The 15,204-nt window shown below is 67.8% G+C and carries 15 protein-coding genes and 1 pseudogene; 10 read left to right on the top strand and 6 right to left on the bottom strand.

The window, feature by feature from the left end; translation table 11 throughout:
- Positions 1–193 precede the first annotated feature (193 nt).
- Both FHR38_RS31725 and FHR38_RS33670 read left to right on the top strand, forming a co-directional pair.
- Positions 194–914, top strand: a pseudogene (locus tag FHR38_RS31725) (helix-turn-helix domain-containing protein).
- Positions 911–991: a DUF397 domain-containing protein gene (locus FHR38_RS33670; protein ID WP_184540467.1), complete on the top strand. Its 81-nt coding sequence runs from the start codon at positions 911–913 to the stop codon at positions 989–991. The pseudogene FHR38_RS31725 and the gene FHR38_RS33670 overlap by 4 nt, the downstream one beginning before the upstream one ends.
- A gap of 20 nt (positions 992–1,011) precedes the next feature.
- On the opposite strand, the gene FHR38_RS30340 is transcribed toward FHR38_RS33670, so the two are convergent.
- Positions 1,012–1,830 (bottom strand): MBL fold metallo-hydrolase, encoded by an 819-nt coding sequence (locus FHR38_RS30340; RefSeq protein WP_281384964.1) that lies wholly within the window; start codon positions 1,828–1,830, stop codon positions 1,012–1,014.
- A gap of 98 nt (positions 1,831–1,928) precedes the next feature.
- Here FHR38_RS30340 and FHR38_RS30335 point away from each other — a divergent pair, with 98 nt between their 5' ends.
- The gene (locus FHR38_RS30335) at positions 1,929–2,342 is read left to right on the top strand and encodes a winged helix-turn-helix transcriptional regulator (RefSeq protein WP_184538606.1); all 414 of its coding nucleotides are present in this window, start codon (positions 1,929–1,931) and stop codon (positions 2,340–2,342) included.
- 513 nt (positions 2,343–2,855) lie between these two features.
- A complete protein-coding gene (locus FHR38_RS30330) occupies positions 2,856–4,160 on the top strand; it encodes an NAD(P)/FAD-dependent oxidoreductase (RefSeq protein WP_184538604.1) in 1,305 nt (434 codons plus the stop codon).
- 22 nt (positions 4,161–4,182) lie between these two features.
- On the opposite strand, the gene FHR38_RS30325 is transcribed toward FHR38_RS30330, so the two are convergent.
- Positions 4,183–5,232 carry an AI-2E family transporter gene (locus FHR38_RS30325; RefSeq protein ID WP_312882617.1) on the bottom strand — a complete coding sequence of 350 codons (1,050 nt, stop codon included), beginning with the start codon at positions 5,230–5,232 and terminating at the stop codon, positions 4,183–4,185.
- 60 nt (positions 5,233–5,292) lie between these two features.
- Complete coding sequence (locus tag FHR38_RS30320) at positions 5,293–6,285, bottom strand: DUF2267 domain-containing protein (RefSeq protein ID WP_184538602.1); 993 nt, start codon at positions 6,283–6,285, stop codon at positions 5,293–5,295.
- Between the two features lie 272 nt (positions 6,286–6,557).
- On the opposite strand from FHR38_RS30320, the gene FHR38_RS30315 reads away from it, so the two are divergent.
- Entirely contained in the window at positions 6,558–6,878 is a 321-nt protein-coding gene (locus FHR38_RS30315) for a hypothetical protein (protein ID WP_246446795.1), read from the top strand.
- Between the two features lie 187 nt (positions 6,879–7,065).
- The gene (locus FHR38_RS30310; RefSeq protein ID WP_184538600.1) at positions 7,066–7,599 is read left to right on the top strand and encodes an ATPase; all 534 of its coding nucleotides are present in this window, start codon (positions 7,066–7,068) and stop codon (positions 7,597–7,599) included.
- A 69-nt stretch (positions 7,600–7,668) separates the two neighbouring features.
- Here FHR38_RS30310 and FHR38_RS30305 read toward each other — a convergent pair whose 3' ends face one another.
- Positions 7,669–8,499, bottom strand: a complete 831-nt coding sequence (locus tag FHR38_RS30305; protein WP_184538598.1) for a hypothetical protein — start codon at positions 8,497–8,499, stop codon at positions 7,669–7,671.
- Positions 8,500–8,830: 331 nt separating this feature from the next.
- Here FHR38_RS30305 and FHR38_RS30300 point away from each other — a divergent pair, with 331 nt between their 5' ends.
- Both FHR38_RS30300 and FHR38_RS30295 read left to right on the top strand, forming a co-directional pair.
- Positions 8,831–9,988 (top strand): CapA family protein, encoded by a 1,158-nt coding sequence (locus FHR38_RS30300; RefSeq protein ID WP_184538596.1) that lies wholly within the window; start codon positions 8,831–8,833, stop codon positions 9,986–9,988.
- Positions 9,989–10,049: 61 nt separating this feature from the next.
- Positions 10,050–11,006 carry an endonuclease/exonuclease/phosphatase family protein gene (locus tag FHR38_RS30295; RefSeq protein ID WP_312882490.1) on the top strand — a complete coding sequence of 319 codons (957 nt, stop codon included), beginning with the start codon at positions 10,050–10,052 and terminating at the stop codon, positions 11,004–11,006.
- Between the two features lie 57 nt (positions 11,007–11,063).
- On the opposite strand, the gene FHR38_RS30290 is transcribed toward FHR38_RS30295, so the two are convergent.
- Positions 11,064–11,489: an OsmC family protein gene (locus tag FHR38_RS30290; protein WP_184538592.1), complete on the bottom strand. Its 426-nt coding sequence runs from the start codon at positions 11,487–11,489 to the stop codon at positions 11,064–11,066.
- A gap of 167 nt (positions 11,490–11,656) precedes the next feature.
- Here FHR38_RS30290 and FHR38_RS33400 point away from each other — a divergent pair, with 167 nt between their 5' ends.
- The gene (locus FHR38_RS33400; RefSeq protein WP_184538590.1) at positions 11,657–13,240 is read left to right on the top strand and encodes a bifunctional NAD(P)/FAD-dependent oxidoreductase/class I SAM-dependent methyltransferase; all 1,584 of its coding nucleotides are present in this window, start codon (positions 11,657–11,659) and stop codon (positions 13,238–13,240) included.
- A gap of 181 nt (positions 13,241–13,421) precedes the next feature.
- A complete protein-coding gene (locus tag FHR38_RS30280) occupies positions 13,422–13,616 on the top strand; it encodes a CsbD family protein (protein WP_184538588.1) in 195 nt (64 codons plus the stop codon).
- Between the two features lie 73 nt (positions 13,617–13,689).
- Here the strand turns inward: FHR38_RS30280 and FHR38_RS30275 are convergent, their stop codons facing one another.
- Positions 13,690–15,111, bottom strand: a complete 1,422-nt coding sequence (locus FHR38_RS30275) for a KamA family radical SAM protein (RefSeq protein ID WP_184538586.1) — start codon at positions 15,109–15,111, stop codon at positions 13,690–13,692.
- Positions 15,112–15,204: the final 93 nt, after the last annotated feature.

Raw genomic sequence — 15,204 nt, 5'->3', positions numbered from 1 at the left:
CGTGGGCGGTGGCCTCGATTAGGGACGCATTCCCGTTTTTTGCGGCTTGCCATACCACCGCGTCCGATAGAGACCTGTTGGTACGCGGACGAATACTCTCGGAAGGCGCTTGGGGTATGCGGGCTGCGCTGAGCAGGTCGTGGCCGCGGTGGAGTGGCGTGAATTGTTGATCTACAGCACCGAGGGGGCGCGAGTGGCTGATCTGCCGAGGCCGTTGGCTGACTCTGTCGTTGGGGAAATTCGCCGGGGCAGAGGGACCGCCGGCATGACCCAGGAAGCCCTCGGCAGGAAGGCCGGCTTCAGTGCATCACATGTCATCGCCGTGGAGGGCGAGACGCGGGCGTTGACCATGGATTTTGTGCGCGGGACTGACCCTGCCCTGGAGACGGGGGGGGTGTCTATGAACGCCTGATCACCACGTTCGGCGCTCCGTCCTGGTTCCGGCCGTGGCTGGACGCCGAACGGTCAACCACCCAGCTCTGCTGCTTCCATCCGACGTTGATTCCCGGCCTGCTCCAGACGGCGGACTACGCTCGCGCCGTGCTGCGTCTCGATCCTCGGTTGACCAATGCGCCCCAGCTCATCGCGGTAGTGGACGAGTCCGCCGTTTGCCGATCTGGCGAGGGGTGCGGCAAACTCATGTCCGAGCAGTTGGTGCAACTTCTGGTTTGCGCTGAGCTCCAAATGTCAGCGTCCACGTCATCCCGTCCGACGCGGGGTTGTCCGGCCCACTGCTGCTGGAGCGCATGGCCGATAGCACCTGGGTGGGACACCTCGAAAATCAGCTTGGCGGGACCGTGGTGGACCGATCAGATGATCTGGATACGCTGTTGGAGCGGTGGGAGAGCGTGCGCAACGAGGCGCTTCCCTGGCGGCGGTCCCTGGACCTCCTCAAGGAAGTAGCGAATTCATGAACCTGAATGGCGCTAGGTGGCGCAAGTCCACCCGCAGCGGCACCAGCGGCGGCGACTGTGTATATGTTCGGCTGTGATCTGCTGCCGGATTTTGTCGTCATCTGCTGACGCCTGAGCGGCCGAAGACACCACCGGAGAAATGGCTGTCCGCGATTATTAGCTCGCTTCCACTGCGGCGGTGTAGCAGGTCGGTACGGTGCTCAGCCGCGAGGCGTGTGTCGTAGTCGGATCGGAACACCCAATCAAGGTTTTCGAGTTGGGCGCGGGTGTGAATCGCGTCGCCGAGGATGAGCAGATTTTCGTCGGTTGTGGGATCGGTGATGAGGAAGCTGGTGTGGCCCGGGGTGTGGCCGGGTGTCGGTAGCGCCTGGATTCCGGGTGTAGGCGGCAGGGCGGTGAAGAACGTGACTGCCGGGGTCAGCGGCGTGAGGACCGTCTTGGGGTCCGGCCCAACCGGGTCACTGCCTGACTGCCAGTGATTCCACTCCTTCTGGTCGACGACGTGACGGGCATTCGGGAACATCAACCCGCCGGCCCCGTCGCTGGTCCAGCCGACGTGGTCGCGGTGCATGTGGGTGAACAGGACGAGGTCGACGTCGTCCGGCGACAGCCCCTCTGCGCGCAGATTCGTCAGCAGTTGACCACCGTTGTAGGTTGCCGCGGCGGGAACCTCGAAATGCACTTCGCCCAGTCCGAGGTCGACCAGGGTCACGCCGGCGTCGTTGCGGATCAGGAAGGATCCCACGCTGACCACCAGCCACCCGTGCGTGTCGAGCAGATCCGGGTACGAGTCCCAGTCGGCGTGTGTCGTGCCCGGAAACGCTGCGAGCGGGTCCGTGCGCACGACACCGTCGGGTAGGTAGGTGACGGTTGTCGCGCCGAATCGGACGTGGCTGCGAGGTGCGGGTTCGGCCATCATTTCCCCTATGTCGTGCCAACGGTCCCCCCCAGGGTCGGCGAGCGCACCAGCTAGATCAAGTACGCACTTGTAAGTGCGCGCGCTACTCTCGCGCCATGTCGTCACAGTGGGGGTCCCGGCCGCGGCCAGGCAGCCGCCGACCGGCCGGTAGCCGGTCCGATGATGCCCCGCCTACCCTGGTCTGCCCGACACGGCAGACGCTTGACCGGCTCGCCGATCGGTGGACGGTCGTGCTGATAGGGCAACTGGAGAGCGGGCCTATGCGGTTTGGACAATTGCGCGATGCGGTCGCTGGAATCAGTGAGAAGATGCTGACACAGACATTGCGCGGTCTGGAACGCGACGGTTTCGTCACCCGACGGTCGGACGCAGAAATATCGCCGCAGGTTGAGTACCGGCTTACACCGCTGGGTCACTCGGTACTGGAACCACTTGCCGCGGTGCGTTCCTGGGCGCAGCATCATATCAATGACATCGAGCGATCCCGCCTCGCCTTCGAAAAAGACTGACCACAAATTCCAAATAGCGCCCAAACTCCTCGCCGACGCCTCACATCGACAGATGAGTGTTTGTCAGCTATTGCGTTCGCCGCAGGCAGATCTATCGGGAAGACCGGCAGCCGCTTGTACGGTTTCGTTGCCAGGGAGTACTCGCGGTGTACAGCCGTCCGGAAGGCGGGCATCCGGGACGAACATGGGAACGGGAAAGGCCGTGGTCCGGTTTCGGTGGTGACGGCCGTTCCCGTACGTGTCGGCGGGCTGTCCCGGCCCGCTCGCGGTCTTGGCTGCGGGAGATGCGCCGGTTTCAGAGCCAGGTGGTTTCCAGCCATGCGGTCGCGGCGGCGGCCGTGAGGAGGGTGATGTTGAGTCCGATCAGCCGAGCCTCGCTGCCTCGGCGTGAGGTCACTGTCGGTCGATGTCGAGTTGGTGGAGACTCGTCCCGTACAAGGGTGTTTCGACGTGACCGGGCCGGTCGTTGCGCGGTCGAGGTTTGCCCAGCTTGTGCCCGGGAACGGCGAGGCAATGACAAAATCACGCGTAGTGATCGTCGGGGCCGGCTTCGCCGGTTACCACGCGGCCCGGAACCTGTCCCGGATCGCCCGGGGCCGTGCCGAGATAGTGCTGCTCAACCCGACTGACTACTTCCTCTACGTGCCCCTGCTGCCCGAGGTGGCGGCGGGAATTCTGCAGCCCACCCGGCTGACGATTCCGCTGGCGGGCACGCTCAGTGGGGTACGGGTGGTCATCGGCGAGGCGGACGGGGTCGACCTGCAGCAGCGCCGAGTCAGTTACCGGAAGCCGGAGGGGGACAGCGCCGACCTGGCGTACGACCGGCTGGTCCTCGCGGTCGGCAGTGTGAACAAACTGCTGCCGATTCCGGGGATAACCGAGCACGCACACGGCTTCCGAGGGCTGCCGGAGGCGCTGTACCTGCACGACCACGTGGTTCGTCAGATCGAGTTGGCCGAGGCGACCGACGACGCGGCACAGCGGGACGCGCACTGCACCTTCGTGGTGGTCGGTGCCGGATACACCGGCACCGAGGTGGCCGCCCACGGACAACTGTTCACCGACGCGTTGGCCGCCCAGCATCCCCGGCTGACCACTCGACCCCGGTGGTTGCTGCTCGACATCGCCGACCGGGTGCTTCCCGAGCTGGACCAGCGGATGTCCGACACGGCGCGTCGGGTTCTGGACGGTCGGGGGGTCGACGTACGGATGGGCACCACGGTCAAGGAGGCCACCGCCGACGGGGTACGCCTCAGCGACGGCAGCTATCTCGCCACCCGGTCCCTGATCTGGTGTGTCGGCGTACGCCCCGATCCGCTGGTGGCCAGCCTCGGCCTGCGTACGGAGAAGGGGCGGCTGGTCGTCGACGAGTTCCTGGGGGTGCCCGGTTTTCCCGAGGTGTTCGCCTGTGGGGATGCCGCCGCCGTGCCGGATCTGACCCGCCCCGGGGAGGTCACCACGATGACCGCCCAGCACGCCGAGCGGCAGGGCAAGCTGGTGGCTCACAACGTGGCGGCCTCGTTCGGGCAGGGCAAGCGGCGGCCGTACCGCCACCATGATCTGGGGTTCGTGGTGGATCTGGGCGGCACCGATGCGGCGGCCAACCCGTTGCGGTGGCCGTTGTCCGGATTGCCCGCCAAGACGGTCACCCGGGGTTACCACCTCTACGCGATGCCGGGGAACCGGGCCCGGGTGGGGGCGGACTGGCTGCTCGACGCGACCTCGTCCCGGCAGAGCGTGCAACTGGGCTTGGTCCCCGCCAATGCGGTGCCGCTGGAGAGCGAGTCGCCCGAGATCCCGGTCCGCTCCCGCGCCTAGCGGTTGGGCAGGAAGGCCCCTTTCAATCGTTTTCCGCCTTGGAAGGGGGCCTTCCTGACCTGCTGCGCTGACGACGACCGTGGTACACGTCGAGAAAGATGATCTGGATGATGCCGGCAGCCGGGATGGCCAGCAGTGCGCCCAGGATGCCGGCCAGGTCGGCGGCGATCAGCAGGCTGATCAGTACGGTCAGTGGGTTGAGCCGGACCGCCCGGGCGTAGATCATCGGCTGGAGGACGTGGTTCTCGATCTGCTGGTAGAGCACGAAGAAGACCAGGACCACGATGCCGGCCCGGGTCGAGTGGACGAAACTGGCGCCGGTGGCGATCACCGCACCCAGTGTCGCACCGACCAGCGGCAGCAGGTCGGCGACGGCCACCAGTAGGGCGAGCACACCGGCGTACGGCACGCCCATGATCGCCATGGTGGCGTAGGTGAGCACCCCGCAGATGACACTGATCAGCAGGTTGCCAGAGAGGTAACCGGTGATGGTGCGGGCGCAGCGGCCACCGACCCGGCGGACCCGGTCGCGGTGTCGTTCGTGGACCAGCCCCAGCGTCCGGTCGACGACCTTCGGCGACTCGAGGACCATCAGATACGCCAGCACGAAGATGGTCACGGTTCCGGCGACGCCGAACACCGCTTTTCGTAACACCTTCAGGCTCGGCTCCCGGAGCCGGGAACCGTACTCCCGGATGTCCCGCGAATCCAGGTAACGGCGCAGGTGGAGCCGTTCGAGCAGATGTCCGATCGGCCCTCGCCCGGCCCGGGCGTCGTGCAGCAACTGGGTGACCTGCTCGGCCAGCCGGCCCACCTCGTCCAGAAGCGGGACGACGAGCAGTGCGGTCAGCGCGGTGAGCAACCCCAGGGTGGCCAGGAACACCAGCAGGGTGGCCAGCCAGCGCCATTTGACCAGTCGGCGCTGGGTCCAGTTGGTTACCGGGTTGAGCGCGACTGCGAAGAAGACCGCGATCAGGATCCACACCAGCACCCGCCGGGTCGCGTACACGAAGAGCAAACCCAGTACGACGGTGAGTAGCAGACCGAGGATGATCGCGAACCGCCGTACGATGGTCCGGTCCTCGGTGTTGTCCAGTGCGATCCGGTCTCTCCTCTCCGCTGGCGGGCCCGGTCAGGCCATTCCGGCCCCCACCTCGTCGATGGCCGCGTCGACCTGGTGGGCGAGTTCCACATCCATCGCGGTCACCGCGTCGAGCCGGCGGGTCCGTACGACGATCCGGGCGGTACGGTCGCTCTCCCGGCCGATGCGTGGCCCGCGCCCGGTCTGCTCATGCAGCAGTTCGAGTCGCCGCAGCACCCGGTCGAGGTTCTCCCGAGGCAGTTCGATGGTGCGCGAGAGTGCCCGTCGATCTCCCGACCAGTACGGCAGCGCGGCCAGCGCAACCTGCAGTTCGTCGTCGGTCAGTGGGGCGACCGGGGCACCCGGCCGAATCGATCCTCCGCTCGGTACCGGTTGCAGCAGTTGCCGTAGGTCCGAGGGCAGATCCAGCGACTCGACCAGGTCCTGGTCTCGCTCGGCGATCGCGTGCAGTGTCGCCTCGGCCTGATAGCGCGCCTGTTCCGGGGTACGACGGCTGAGCCGAGCGATCTCGTCGAGGAAACCGCCCAGGTCCCGGTGGCTGTTCGTGGTAGCGGTCGACCGGTTGTCGTCGTACAGCTCGTTGGGTACCGCGTCGAGCAACCGTTCCCGGTCGGTCTCGTTCAGCGCCTGCGCCAGGGCGATCACGGTTGCCTCGGCGGCGGCCCGGGCCGCCTCGAAGTCGATACCGGTACGGCGTCCGACGTCGGCCACCAGGTCCTGGTACCGGATGACGGGTATGCCGGTGCTGGTGTCGGCGAGTTCTGCCTCAGCGGGCGAGTCCGGGATGGGCCAGGGACGGGCCGCGGGTGCCGGTGGTGTTGGCGGAACCGGTCCACCCCGGTCCGGCGTTGGTTTGTGCGTCCCGTCCGGCGGCGGTCCGTCCCGCTGGGTGCGATCGAGATGTTCAAGCTGCTTGGATGAGCCCAGGGTCACCCCGGCCTGGCTGGGCTGCTGACCGCCCTTGCGGGCCTGCCGGGCCAGGGCCCGCCGCCGTTTGTTGTCGCCCTCCATCTGCTTTCCCATGACTGCGCCTCGCTTCGCTCAGGAAACCGCGTCTTGCTCGGTTCGCTGTGCCGCACCGTCGCGCCTTGGCGTGGCCGTGACTACCTTGGGTGCCGCCTTCCCCCGCTCCGCACCCCGAAACCGGGCGTCCACCCTGACGGGCCGACAGCGGTGGGTGGCGGGCGGGCTGGCCGGCAGAGGTTCACCCGGCGGGGATGAGGGGCGCTCACCTGTCGAAGCCCCATCATCGAGCTGGACCACAGGCTTCCGACGTTCGCGGAAGGAAGGTCGCCATGAGGAGAATCATCGAGATTGTCCCTGCTCGGCCTGGTTGGTACGCCCGTTGGTGCACCGCGCCCGGCACCACCTGCTCCTACCCGGTGACCGTGTGGGCGCTGGTGGAGGACACCGACGAAGTGAGTCGTGAGGTGGTCGGCGTCGACTCTGTCGGCCAGTGGCCCGGCGCCGACGACAACGAGGCGGGGGTGGACTTCGTGCGCTATCTCTTCCACGCACCCGACGAGGGACAGCCGGCGGACGCCTTCCACGCTGGTCGGAGCACATCCGGTAGCGGGGTGCCGCAGGCGCTCCTGGAGCCGGCGATCACGACCTGAGGGGCAGGGGCGAACCGATGACGCACCTACCCATGACACGTCCGGGTAAACCCGGGACCGGGGGAGGCTGCCGGCCCTGCGGGCGGCCCGATAATGTCGAGCATTTTTCTGATTCCGCCGTCCGTGGGCCACCGGCTCGGCGAGGATTCCATTGGAAGGTAGGACCAGGCTGCCTGGGGGGCGAAGTATGGAGTTCTCCGTCGTTGAGATTGGTTATGACCAGGACCAGGTCGACTCCTGTCTGGAGGACCTGTGCCGGCAGTTGGGCCGGATGGCGGCGCAGGCGGAGGCCGCCGCCGAGGCCACCGAGGAATTAACCCTGGTGCGGGAGGAGGTCGAGCGGCTACGCGGTCTCCTGAGCGGAAAGCCGGGTGGCTATCGCACACCCACCGCGACCCGGTTCCAGGAGATGTTGGCGGTTGCCCAGGAGGAGGCGGCGCAGATCCGGGCACAGGCCCGCGACGAACTGACCTCGGCCCGTGAGGAGGCGCGGCTGCTGCGCGACCAGGTCTACGCCGAGGCGTTGCAGGCCCGGCGAGACTTCGAGACGGCGCTGCAGGCCCGGCGGCGGCGGGAGGCGCGGGTGGACGAGATCCTCCGTGAGGTGGACCTGGTTGCCGTGTCCGTCGAGCCGGGGGCGGGCGGGACCACGGCGTCAGCGGTGCCGGCGACCCGGGCGGCCGCCACTGGTCCCGCCGAGCGGACCACCCCGGCCGGTTGAGGACACGCCAACCCGAACAGCGACCATCGCGCGGAACCGGTGGTGGCCCGCACACCGGCCCACCACCGGTCAGGCCAGCAGGGCGGCCACGATGGTCGTGGCGCGGCTCTCGTGTTGGGCGTACGCGTCGGGAAAGGCGGAGACCTGTACGGCCTGGGCGGCGGCGCTCATGCTGAGTTGCTGCCAGCCGGGCACCTGGACCAGTGCTTCGAAGAACTTCTGCGCGGCGTAAGCGGGGCGCATGAGGTCCTTCACCGCACCCCAGCCGCTGCTGGTGCGTTGCTGGAACAGGCCGACCGAGTCGTGGTCCGCGCCACTGCCCTGGTGCGGATAGTTCTTCGACTCCGGAAGCACGTCGCTGGCCAGGTTGTAGAGATTGCTCTCCTGCATCGCGGTGGCGATGGCGACCACAAGTCCCTTGCGGGGGATCTTGAGCTTCACGCCGACCTGGACGATGGTGTGCGCGTTGTCCATCTGGGCCTGGGTGAGGCCGGCGACGGGCTTGGGCTTCGTCGGCTTGGGCGGCGCGGTCCGGGTCGGCTTGGGCCGAGGGGTCGGTGAGTTCGTTGGCACCGGTGCCCGTTCGGTGGCCCGGGAGGCGGGTGGCACCTCGGCTGCCATCGCGCGTTCGGTGAGTTCGGCGAGCACGGTCGGCGGCGGTTCCGCCGACCTGATGGGTGCCTGCGATCCGGTGAACGCGACGAGCCCGAGGCAGCCGGTTATGCCGACGGCGAGCGCCAGCTGTATCGGGGGCGGGGCCAGCCGCGACGTCGACGATCGTCTCGCCGAGCCGCACGCCCGATGTCGTCCAACTGGCCGATCGGCTGAGGTCGAGTCGGCGGTATGGGTAGCTGACTTGTCTGCGATTGCTTCCTGAACCGCGCTGTCCTTGGCAAGCACCCGCCGAGGTTAGGCGTTCGTGGTGCGAGGGTGGCCGTACCCGAAGGTGGCATTAGCCACAGTTTCGTCCACTTGGCCGGGCAACGGAGGCGAAGATATCACTCGCCTGGATACAAGCGACAAAAGGCAAATGTCAGAAACCCTGCCACCGACGGGTCTGAATCCCTTCAGTTCCAGCGGCTACTGCCAGAAGAGTCCGGGCCTCCCTCTGGATCCTCTGTTCGACCGAGGGTGGGCATCTGTTCGAGCGAGGGCTGATCGGCTCCGTAGCGGAGGCGGCTTTGCCCTGGTGGGGCCGCTCCGGGGCCCACCCTGAGCTAAGGAATGTGCGATGAGAAAGGCGCCGGGGATAACCCTGCTCGCGGTGTTGCTCACGGCCAGCTGCACCGCGGCACCGGATCGAACGACGGTGCAACGCTCGCACCCGCCGGCCACCGTCCAACCGGTGATGCCGAGATCCGAACTCACCATCGTTGCCGCCGGTGACCTGCTGGTACACCCACCACTGACCGACCAGGCCGCCGCCGACGCGCGGACCGCCGGCCGGGACGGGCACGACTTCACCCAGGTACTGGCCTCGGTGCGGCCCGTGGTCAGCCAAGCCGACCTGGCGATCTGCCACATGGAGACGCCATTGGCCGAACCGTCCGGTCCGTTCACCGGCTATCCGATCTTCAGCGTCCCGCCCTCGTTGGCCGACGCTGCCGCCTGGGCCGGCTTCGACACCTGCTCGACCGCCTCGAACCACTCTCTTGACACCGGCCAGGAGGGCATCGCGCGGACGCTGGACAACCTGGACCGGGTGGGCCTGCGGCACACCGGCACCGCCCGGGACCAGGTCGAGGCGAACCGGCCGAACGTCATCGACGTGGCCGGAGTCAAGGTCGCCCAACTGTCGTACACGTTCAGCTTCAACGGCATTCCCCGCCCGCAGGGTAAGGAGTGGTCAGCGAACCTGATCGACCGGGACACCATTCTCGACGAGGCGCGACGGGCCCGGCAGCAGGGCGCGGAGATCGTCATCCTGTCGGTGCAGTGGGGCACCGAATACCAGAACGAGCCGGACGAGGGACAACTCGGTCTGGCCCGGGAACTGCTGGACTCACCCGACATCGATCTCATCGTCGGGCATCACGTACACGTGGTGCAGCCATTCGAGAAGATCGGCGGCAAGTGGGTGGCGTACGGCATCGGCAACCTGACGACGAGGTTCCCGGACGGCTCGCCGGAGAACACCCAGGACGCCGTGGTCCCGCAGTTCACCTTCACCCGTACCGCGTCCGGCAGGTGGGAGGTGACCCGGGTGGAGGTGCTCGCCACCTGGATGGAGTACGAGCCGGCGGCGCGGGTCGTCGATCTGCAGGCGGCTGTGGCGGACGACCGGATCCCGGCCGAGCGGCGGGCCGACTATGCCCGGATCCAGGAGCGGATCACCCGGTACGTCGATCTACGCGGAGCACGGGGTGACGGCCTACGGATGCGAGACTGACCACCAGCCCATCCCGCAGACCTTCGATGTGATCTCTCCCCACCTCGATACGATGTCGACGGTGACTGGCAGCAAGATCGACCCATCCGGAAACGGACCGACGGGCGGCCCGCTGGTCCTTCGTCGCGGTGTCCTGACCGTGACGGCGGCTGTCCTGCTGGCCCTGCTCATCGTGGGTCACCGGTTCGTCCCCAACGTGTACGGACTGGGCAGCCTGGTGGACAGCGCGGCACCCGTACTCGGTGCCGGTATCCCGCTGCTCGCCCTGGCCGCGGTGCTGCGTCGGTCCCGGCTCGCGCTCGCGATGGTGGTGATACCGGCCGCGATCTGGGCGGTGGTCTTCGGGACCGCCTGGTTACCAGCGGAGGGGAGCGGGCCGGTGCAGTTTCGGGTGGCCAGCCAGAACCTGCTCGCCGGCAATCCAGATCCGGCGGCTACGGCGAACGCCCTCGTCGACACGAAGGCGGACCTGGTCGGACTGCAGGAGGTCGCCGATGACGTGCACACTTCGGTGGCGGCGGTCCTACGGGACCACTATCCGCACCAGGTGTCCATGTCCACGGTCGAACTCTGGAGCCGCTTTCCGATCCGCGAGTCCGTAGGGGTCGACACCGGGCTCGACTGGACCCGGGCGCTGCGCGCCGTGGTCGCCACGCCCACCGGAGACGTAGCCGTGTACGTGGTCCATCTCGGTTCGGCCCGGGCCGGGGACACCAGCACCCGGGACCGTACCGTGCTCGCGCTCGCCGAGGCCGTGCGTCGGGATGCCGCCGAGCGGTTGATCGTGCTCGGTGATCTCAACACGGCCAGCACCGACCGGGTGATCGCGCCGCTGACCGACCTGCTCGACGACGCACAGGTCGACGCCGGCCGTGGGCTGGGCTTCACCTGGCCCGCCGCGTTGCCGGTCACCCGACCCGATCACGTGCTCTACCGGGGACTTACCGCGACCTCGGCGGGTGTGGTGCGGACCCCGGCAAGCGACCACCGAGCGGTTGTCGCCGGTTTCCGGAGATGACCTGTCGTGGTCCGACGCGATGCCGCACCGCAGCGCCGGTCGGGATCAGGGCAGCGGTCAGCGTCCGCGTGGCTCCGCCGGGACCACGGTCAGGGTGTGCCGCCCGTCGCCGTCACTGGAGAACGGCCACAACCGGTCGGCGTACTCGGCCAGGTCGATCAATTGGTCTCGGGTCAGCCCCACGGAGGCGATGCTGGCCCGTACGTCGGCCCGGTAACGGCCGTCCGGATCCCGGGCGAGGCGCGCCTGCGCGGAGACCCGTACGGTGTGCGCCTCGTCGGTGATGTCCGTTGCCGCCTCGACCGCGGCATGATGCAGGCAGGAAGCGAAGGCCGCCGCCAGTAACTGTTCGGGGGCGAGCCCGTTGCAGTGTGGCGCGAGCGGCGACGCCAGGGTCGTGGACAACTCCCCGTCGTCGGTGTGTAGATGACCACCCTCGGCGGTGGCCGTGGCCTCGTGCACCCACGAACTCGGTTCCGGCATGGTGTTCCCCCCGTCACTCCCACGCGGGCTACCCGGCCGACCCGCCGTAAAACACCCCTGGGCCAGGCGTGTCGGCCGTGTCCTTTGCCAAAACGGCAACGTTCTTTGCCAGATCATCGCGACGGCGTGCACGGTAATCAAGAAGCAACCAACGGAAGGAAGAACAGGTGGACGAAACATACGACGTCGTGGTGATCGGGGGCGGTGCTGCAGGACTCAGCGGTGCACTGGCACTGGTGCGGTCGCTGCGGCCGGTGCTGGTGGTCGACGCCGGGGAGCCGCGTAACGCCTCGGCCGGACACATGCACAACTACCTGTCGCGGGAGGGCACACCGCCAGCCGACCTGCTGGCGGCCGGCCGCGACGAGGTGACCCGCTACGGCGGCCAGATCGAGGTGGGCCGGGCGGTGACCGTGTCGAGGGAGGCGGCAGGCTTCCTCGTGACGTTGGCGGACGGCCGGGAGGTTCGGGCGCGGCGACTGCTGGTGACCACCGGGCTGGTCGATGAGCTGCCAGACCTGCCGGGGCTACCCGAGCGGTGGGGCCGTGACGTGCTGCACTGTCCGTACTGCCACGGGTGGGAGGCCCGGGACCAGCGGATCGGCATTCTGGCAACCGGCCCGCTGGCCGAGCATCAGGCGCAGCTGTGGCGTCAGTTGAGCCCGCACGTCGTGTTCCTGGCGAACGCTGCCCTGGCACCCGGAAGCGAGGAGGCCGAGCGGCTGGCCGCGCGCGGGATCACCGTCGTGCCCGGCCGGGTGACGGGGCTTGAGGTGGCCGACGACGCGCTGACCGGCGTACGACTGGAGACCGGTGAGGTCGTCCCGCTCGACGCGGTGGTCGTTGCTCCGAGGCCCATGGCCCGCTCCAGCGTCCTGGAGTCACTCGGCCTCAGGGCGGTCGACGTGGAGATGCGCGGGCACGTCGTCGGCAGTCAGGTTTCCGCCGATCCGTCCGGTGCCACCACCGTGCCGGGCGTGTGGGTCGCGGGCAATGTGGCAGATGTACGGGCGCAGGTCATCGTGGCCGCTGCGGCTGGCCTGACCGCAGGCGCGGCGATCAACGCCGACCTCGTCGCCGAGGAGACCCGCGACGCCGTGGCGACCTATCGGCACCAGGTACGAACGATGTTCGAAGAAGCCGGCTGGGAGGAGCGGTACCGTACCCGCTCGGCGTTGTGGAGCGGACGTCCGAATCCGCAGTTGGTCGCTGAGGCGGCCGGGTTGCCTTCCGGTCGGGCGCTCGATGTCGGTTGTGGCGAGGGGGCCGACGCGATCTGGCTCGCCGAGCGCGGCTGGCAGGTGACCGCGGTCGACATCGCCACCACCGCCCTCGACCGTGCGGCCGCCCATGCCGCAGCGGTAGGGGAGCAGGTGGGGAAGCGGATCGAGTGGGTGCACGCGGACCTACGCGACCAGCCGCCGGCGGAGGGCGCGTACGACCTGGTGTCGGCACAGTTCATGCAGTTGCCCGGGGAGGTCCGACAGAAGCTGTTCGCGCGGCTGGCCGCAGCGGTGAGTCGGGGCGGCACTCTGCTGATCGTCGGACATCATCCCTCCGATCTGCGGGCCGGCGCACACCGGATGCACTTTCCGGACATGATGTTCACTGCCGAGGAGGTGGCGGCCGCGCTGGACCCGGCGGGTTGGGACGTGCTGATCGCCGAGACCCGTCCGCGTCCGACGTGGGGTGAGCAGGGGCAGGAGACTGTCGTCCACGATGCGGTGCTGGTCGCCCGGCGTCGGGCGTGACCGAACAGACTGGCCGAACTCTGAGCCTCCCAATAACCTAGCGTCCTAGGACGCGATACAGGTAGTGGGCCCCCTCCCAGATCGACAGCACAGGTTTCCACCGACACCAGGACGGGCATCTCCACCGCTAGCGACGAACGCAACCCGACCCGGGATGCGCCTACCGGAGGGAGTGGGAACCATGAGCTTGACCGACAAGGCCAAGAACAAGGCCGAGGAGTTGAAGGGCGCAGCCAAGCAGAAGACCGGCGAGGCCAGGGGCGACCAGAATCAGCAGGCCGAGGGCGGAGCGGAGCGTAGCGGCGCGAAGGCCAAGCAGGCTGGTGAGCACGCCAAGGATGCTGGACGTGATGTGAAGGACATGTTCAAGGGCTGACACAGCCCGACGATTGACATGGTGAAGGGGTGACCGGACGTCCGGTCACCCCTTCACCATGGGTAGATCGCTATCAGGCCAGGATGTCGGCCTCCTGCCGCGCCCACCATGCCTGCCCCGAGTCGGGCAGGGTGTCAATCGGGTCGTAGTAGGCGAAGCGCTTGTCGAGGGCCTCCAGGTCGGCGGACTCGATGGAGGTGCGGTAGTTCTTCGTCCAGTACGAGATGCCGCGCTCGCGGTCGTAGTCGGTGAGCATGTGTACCCAACGCTTGCCGACGAACGGCACGTCACAGACGATCCGGGGAGTGGCGTACCCGGGTAGGTAGCCCATGATGTCGTGCTGGAGTTGCTGGGCGTGCCAGACTGGGACCCGCCAGTGTTCGGCGTTGGGGATCATGTCGCACATGTAGAAGTAGTACGGCAGGATGCCCGCTTCGCCCTGAAGTGCGAAGCAGAGGTCGAGCAGGTCGGAAGCACTGGCATTGACACCGCGCATCAGCACACCCTGGTTACGGACGTCGCGTACGCCGACCTCGAGAGCGGTCTGCGCGGCCCGGGCGACCAGCGGGGTGAGGGACTGGGCGTGGTTGACGTGGGTGTGGATGGCCAGGTTGACGCCCCGGCGCGCGGCGGTGCGAGCGACCCGCTCCAGGCCTTCGACGACGTCGGCCTGCAACCAGTGCTGGGGCAGGCCCATCAGCGCCTTGGTGGCGAGCCGGATGTCCCGGATCGTTTCGATCTCCAGTAGCCGCATCAGGTAGGACTCGAGGTTTCGCCACGGCACGTTGGCGACGTCGCCACCGGAGACGACCACGTCTCGTACCCCGGGGTGGGCCTTCAGGTAGTTGATGTGGGCGTCGTACCGGTCGACCGGCTTGAGGGTCAGCTTGAGCTTGTCCACTGTCGGGGTGGAGTTGCCGACCAGGTCCATCCGGGTGCAGTGCCCGCAGTACTGGGGGCAGGTGGAGAGCAGTTCGGCGAGCACCTTGGTGGGGTAGCGGTGGGTGAGACCTTCGGCGACCCACATGTCGTGTTCGTGGAGCGAGTCACGGCTGGCGTACGGGTGCGATGGCCAGTCGGTGCGCCGGTCGGAGGCGACCGGGATCATGTAGCGGCGTACCGGGTCGGCGAGGAGCGCCTCGGTGCTCATCGGCTCGAAGGGCACCATGGTGTTGAGCATCTGCGGCGGGACCAGCATCGACATGGTGGCCAGGTCGGCCTGGTCGGCGGCGAGGTCGGTGTAGAAGGACTCGTCGACGAGGTCGCCGAGTACGGCGCGTAGTTGCTTGATGTTCTTGACGCAGTTGACTCGTTGCCATTGGGCGGATTCCCACTGTTGCCGGGTGACGTGTCGCCAGCCGGGGAAACGGGTCCAGTCGGGTTCGACGAGGGGCCGTCGGCGGTATTCGTAGGGCTGTCCGGCGGCGCTCTGGGGCGGGTCGGTGGGGGCGTGGCGGGGTTGAGGGATGGCCTCAACCGGTTGTGTCTGTGTCACGAGCCCTCCTCTTGTCCCGCGTGTTGCTCTTGGCCGCACGAAGGCTACTGGAAAATATCCTGTGGAGAAACTATTCTGCCGGAAGTTTTCCCG

The organism is Micromonospora polyrhachis, assembly GCF_014203835.1.
Classification (GTDB): domain Bacteria; phylum Actinomycetota; class Actinomycetes; order Mycobacteriales; family Micromonosporaceae; genus Micromonospora_H; species Micromonospora_H polyrhachis.
This window is presented reverse-complemented; position numbering and strand designations above follow the sequence as displayed.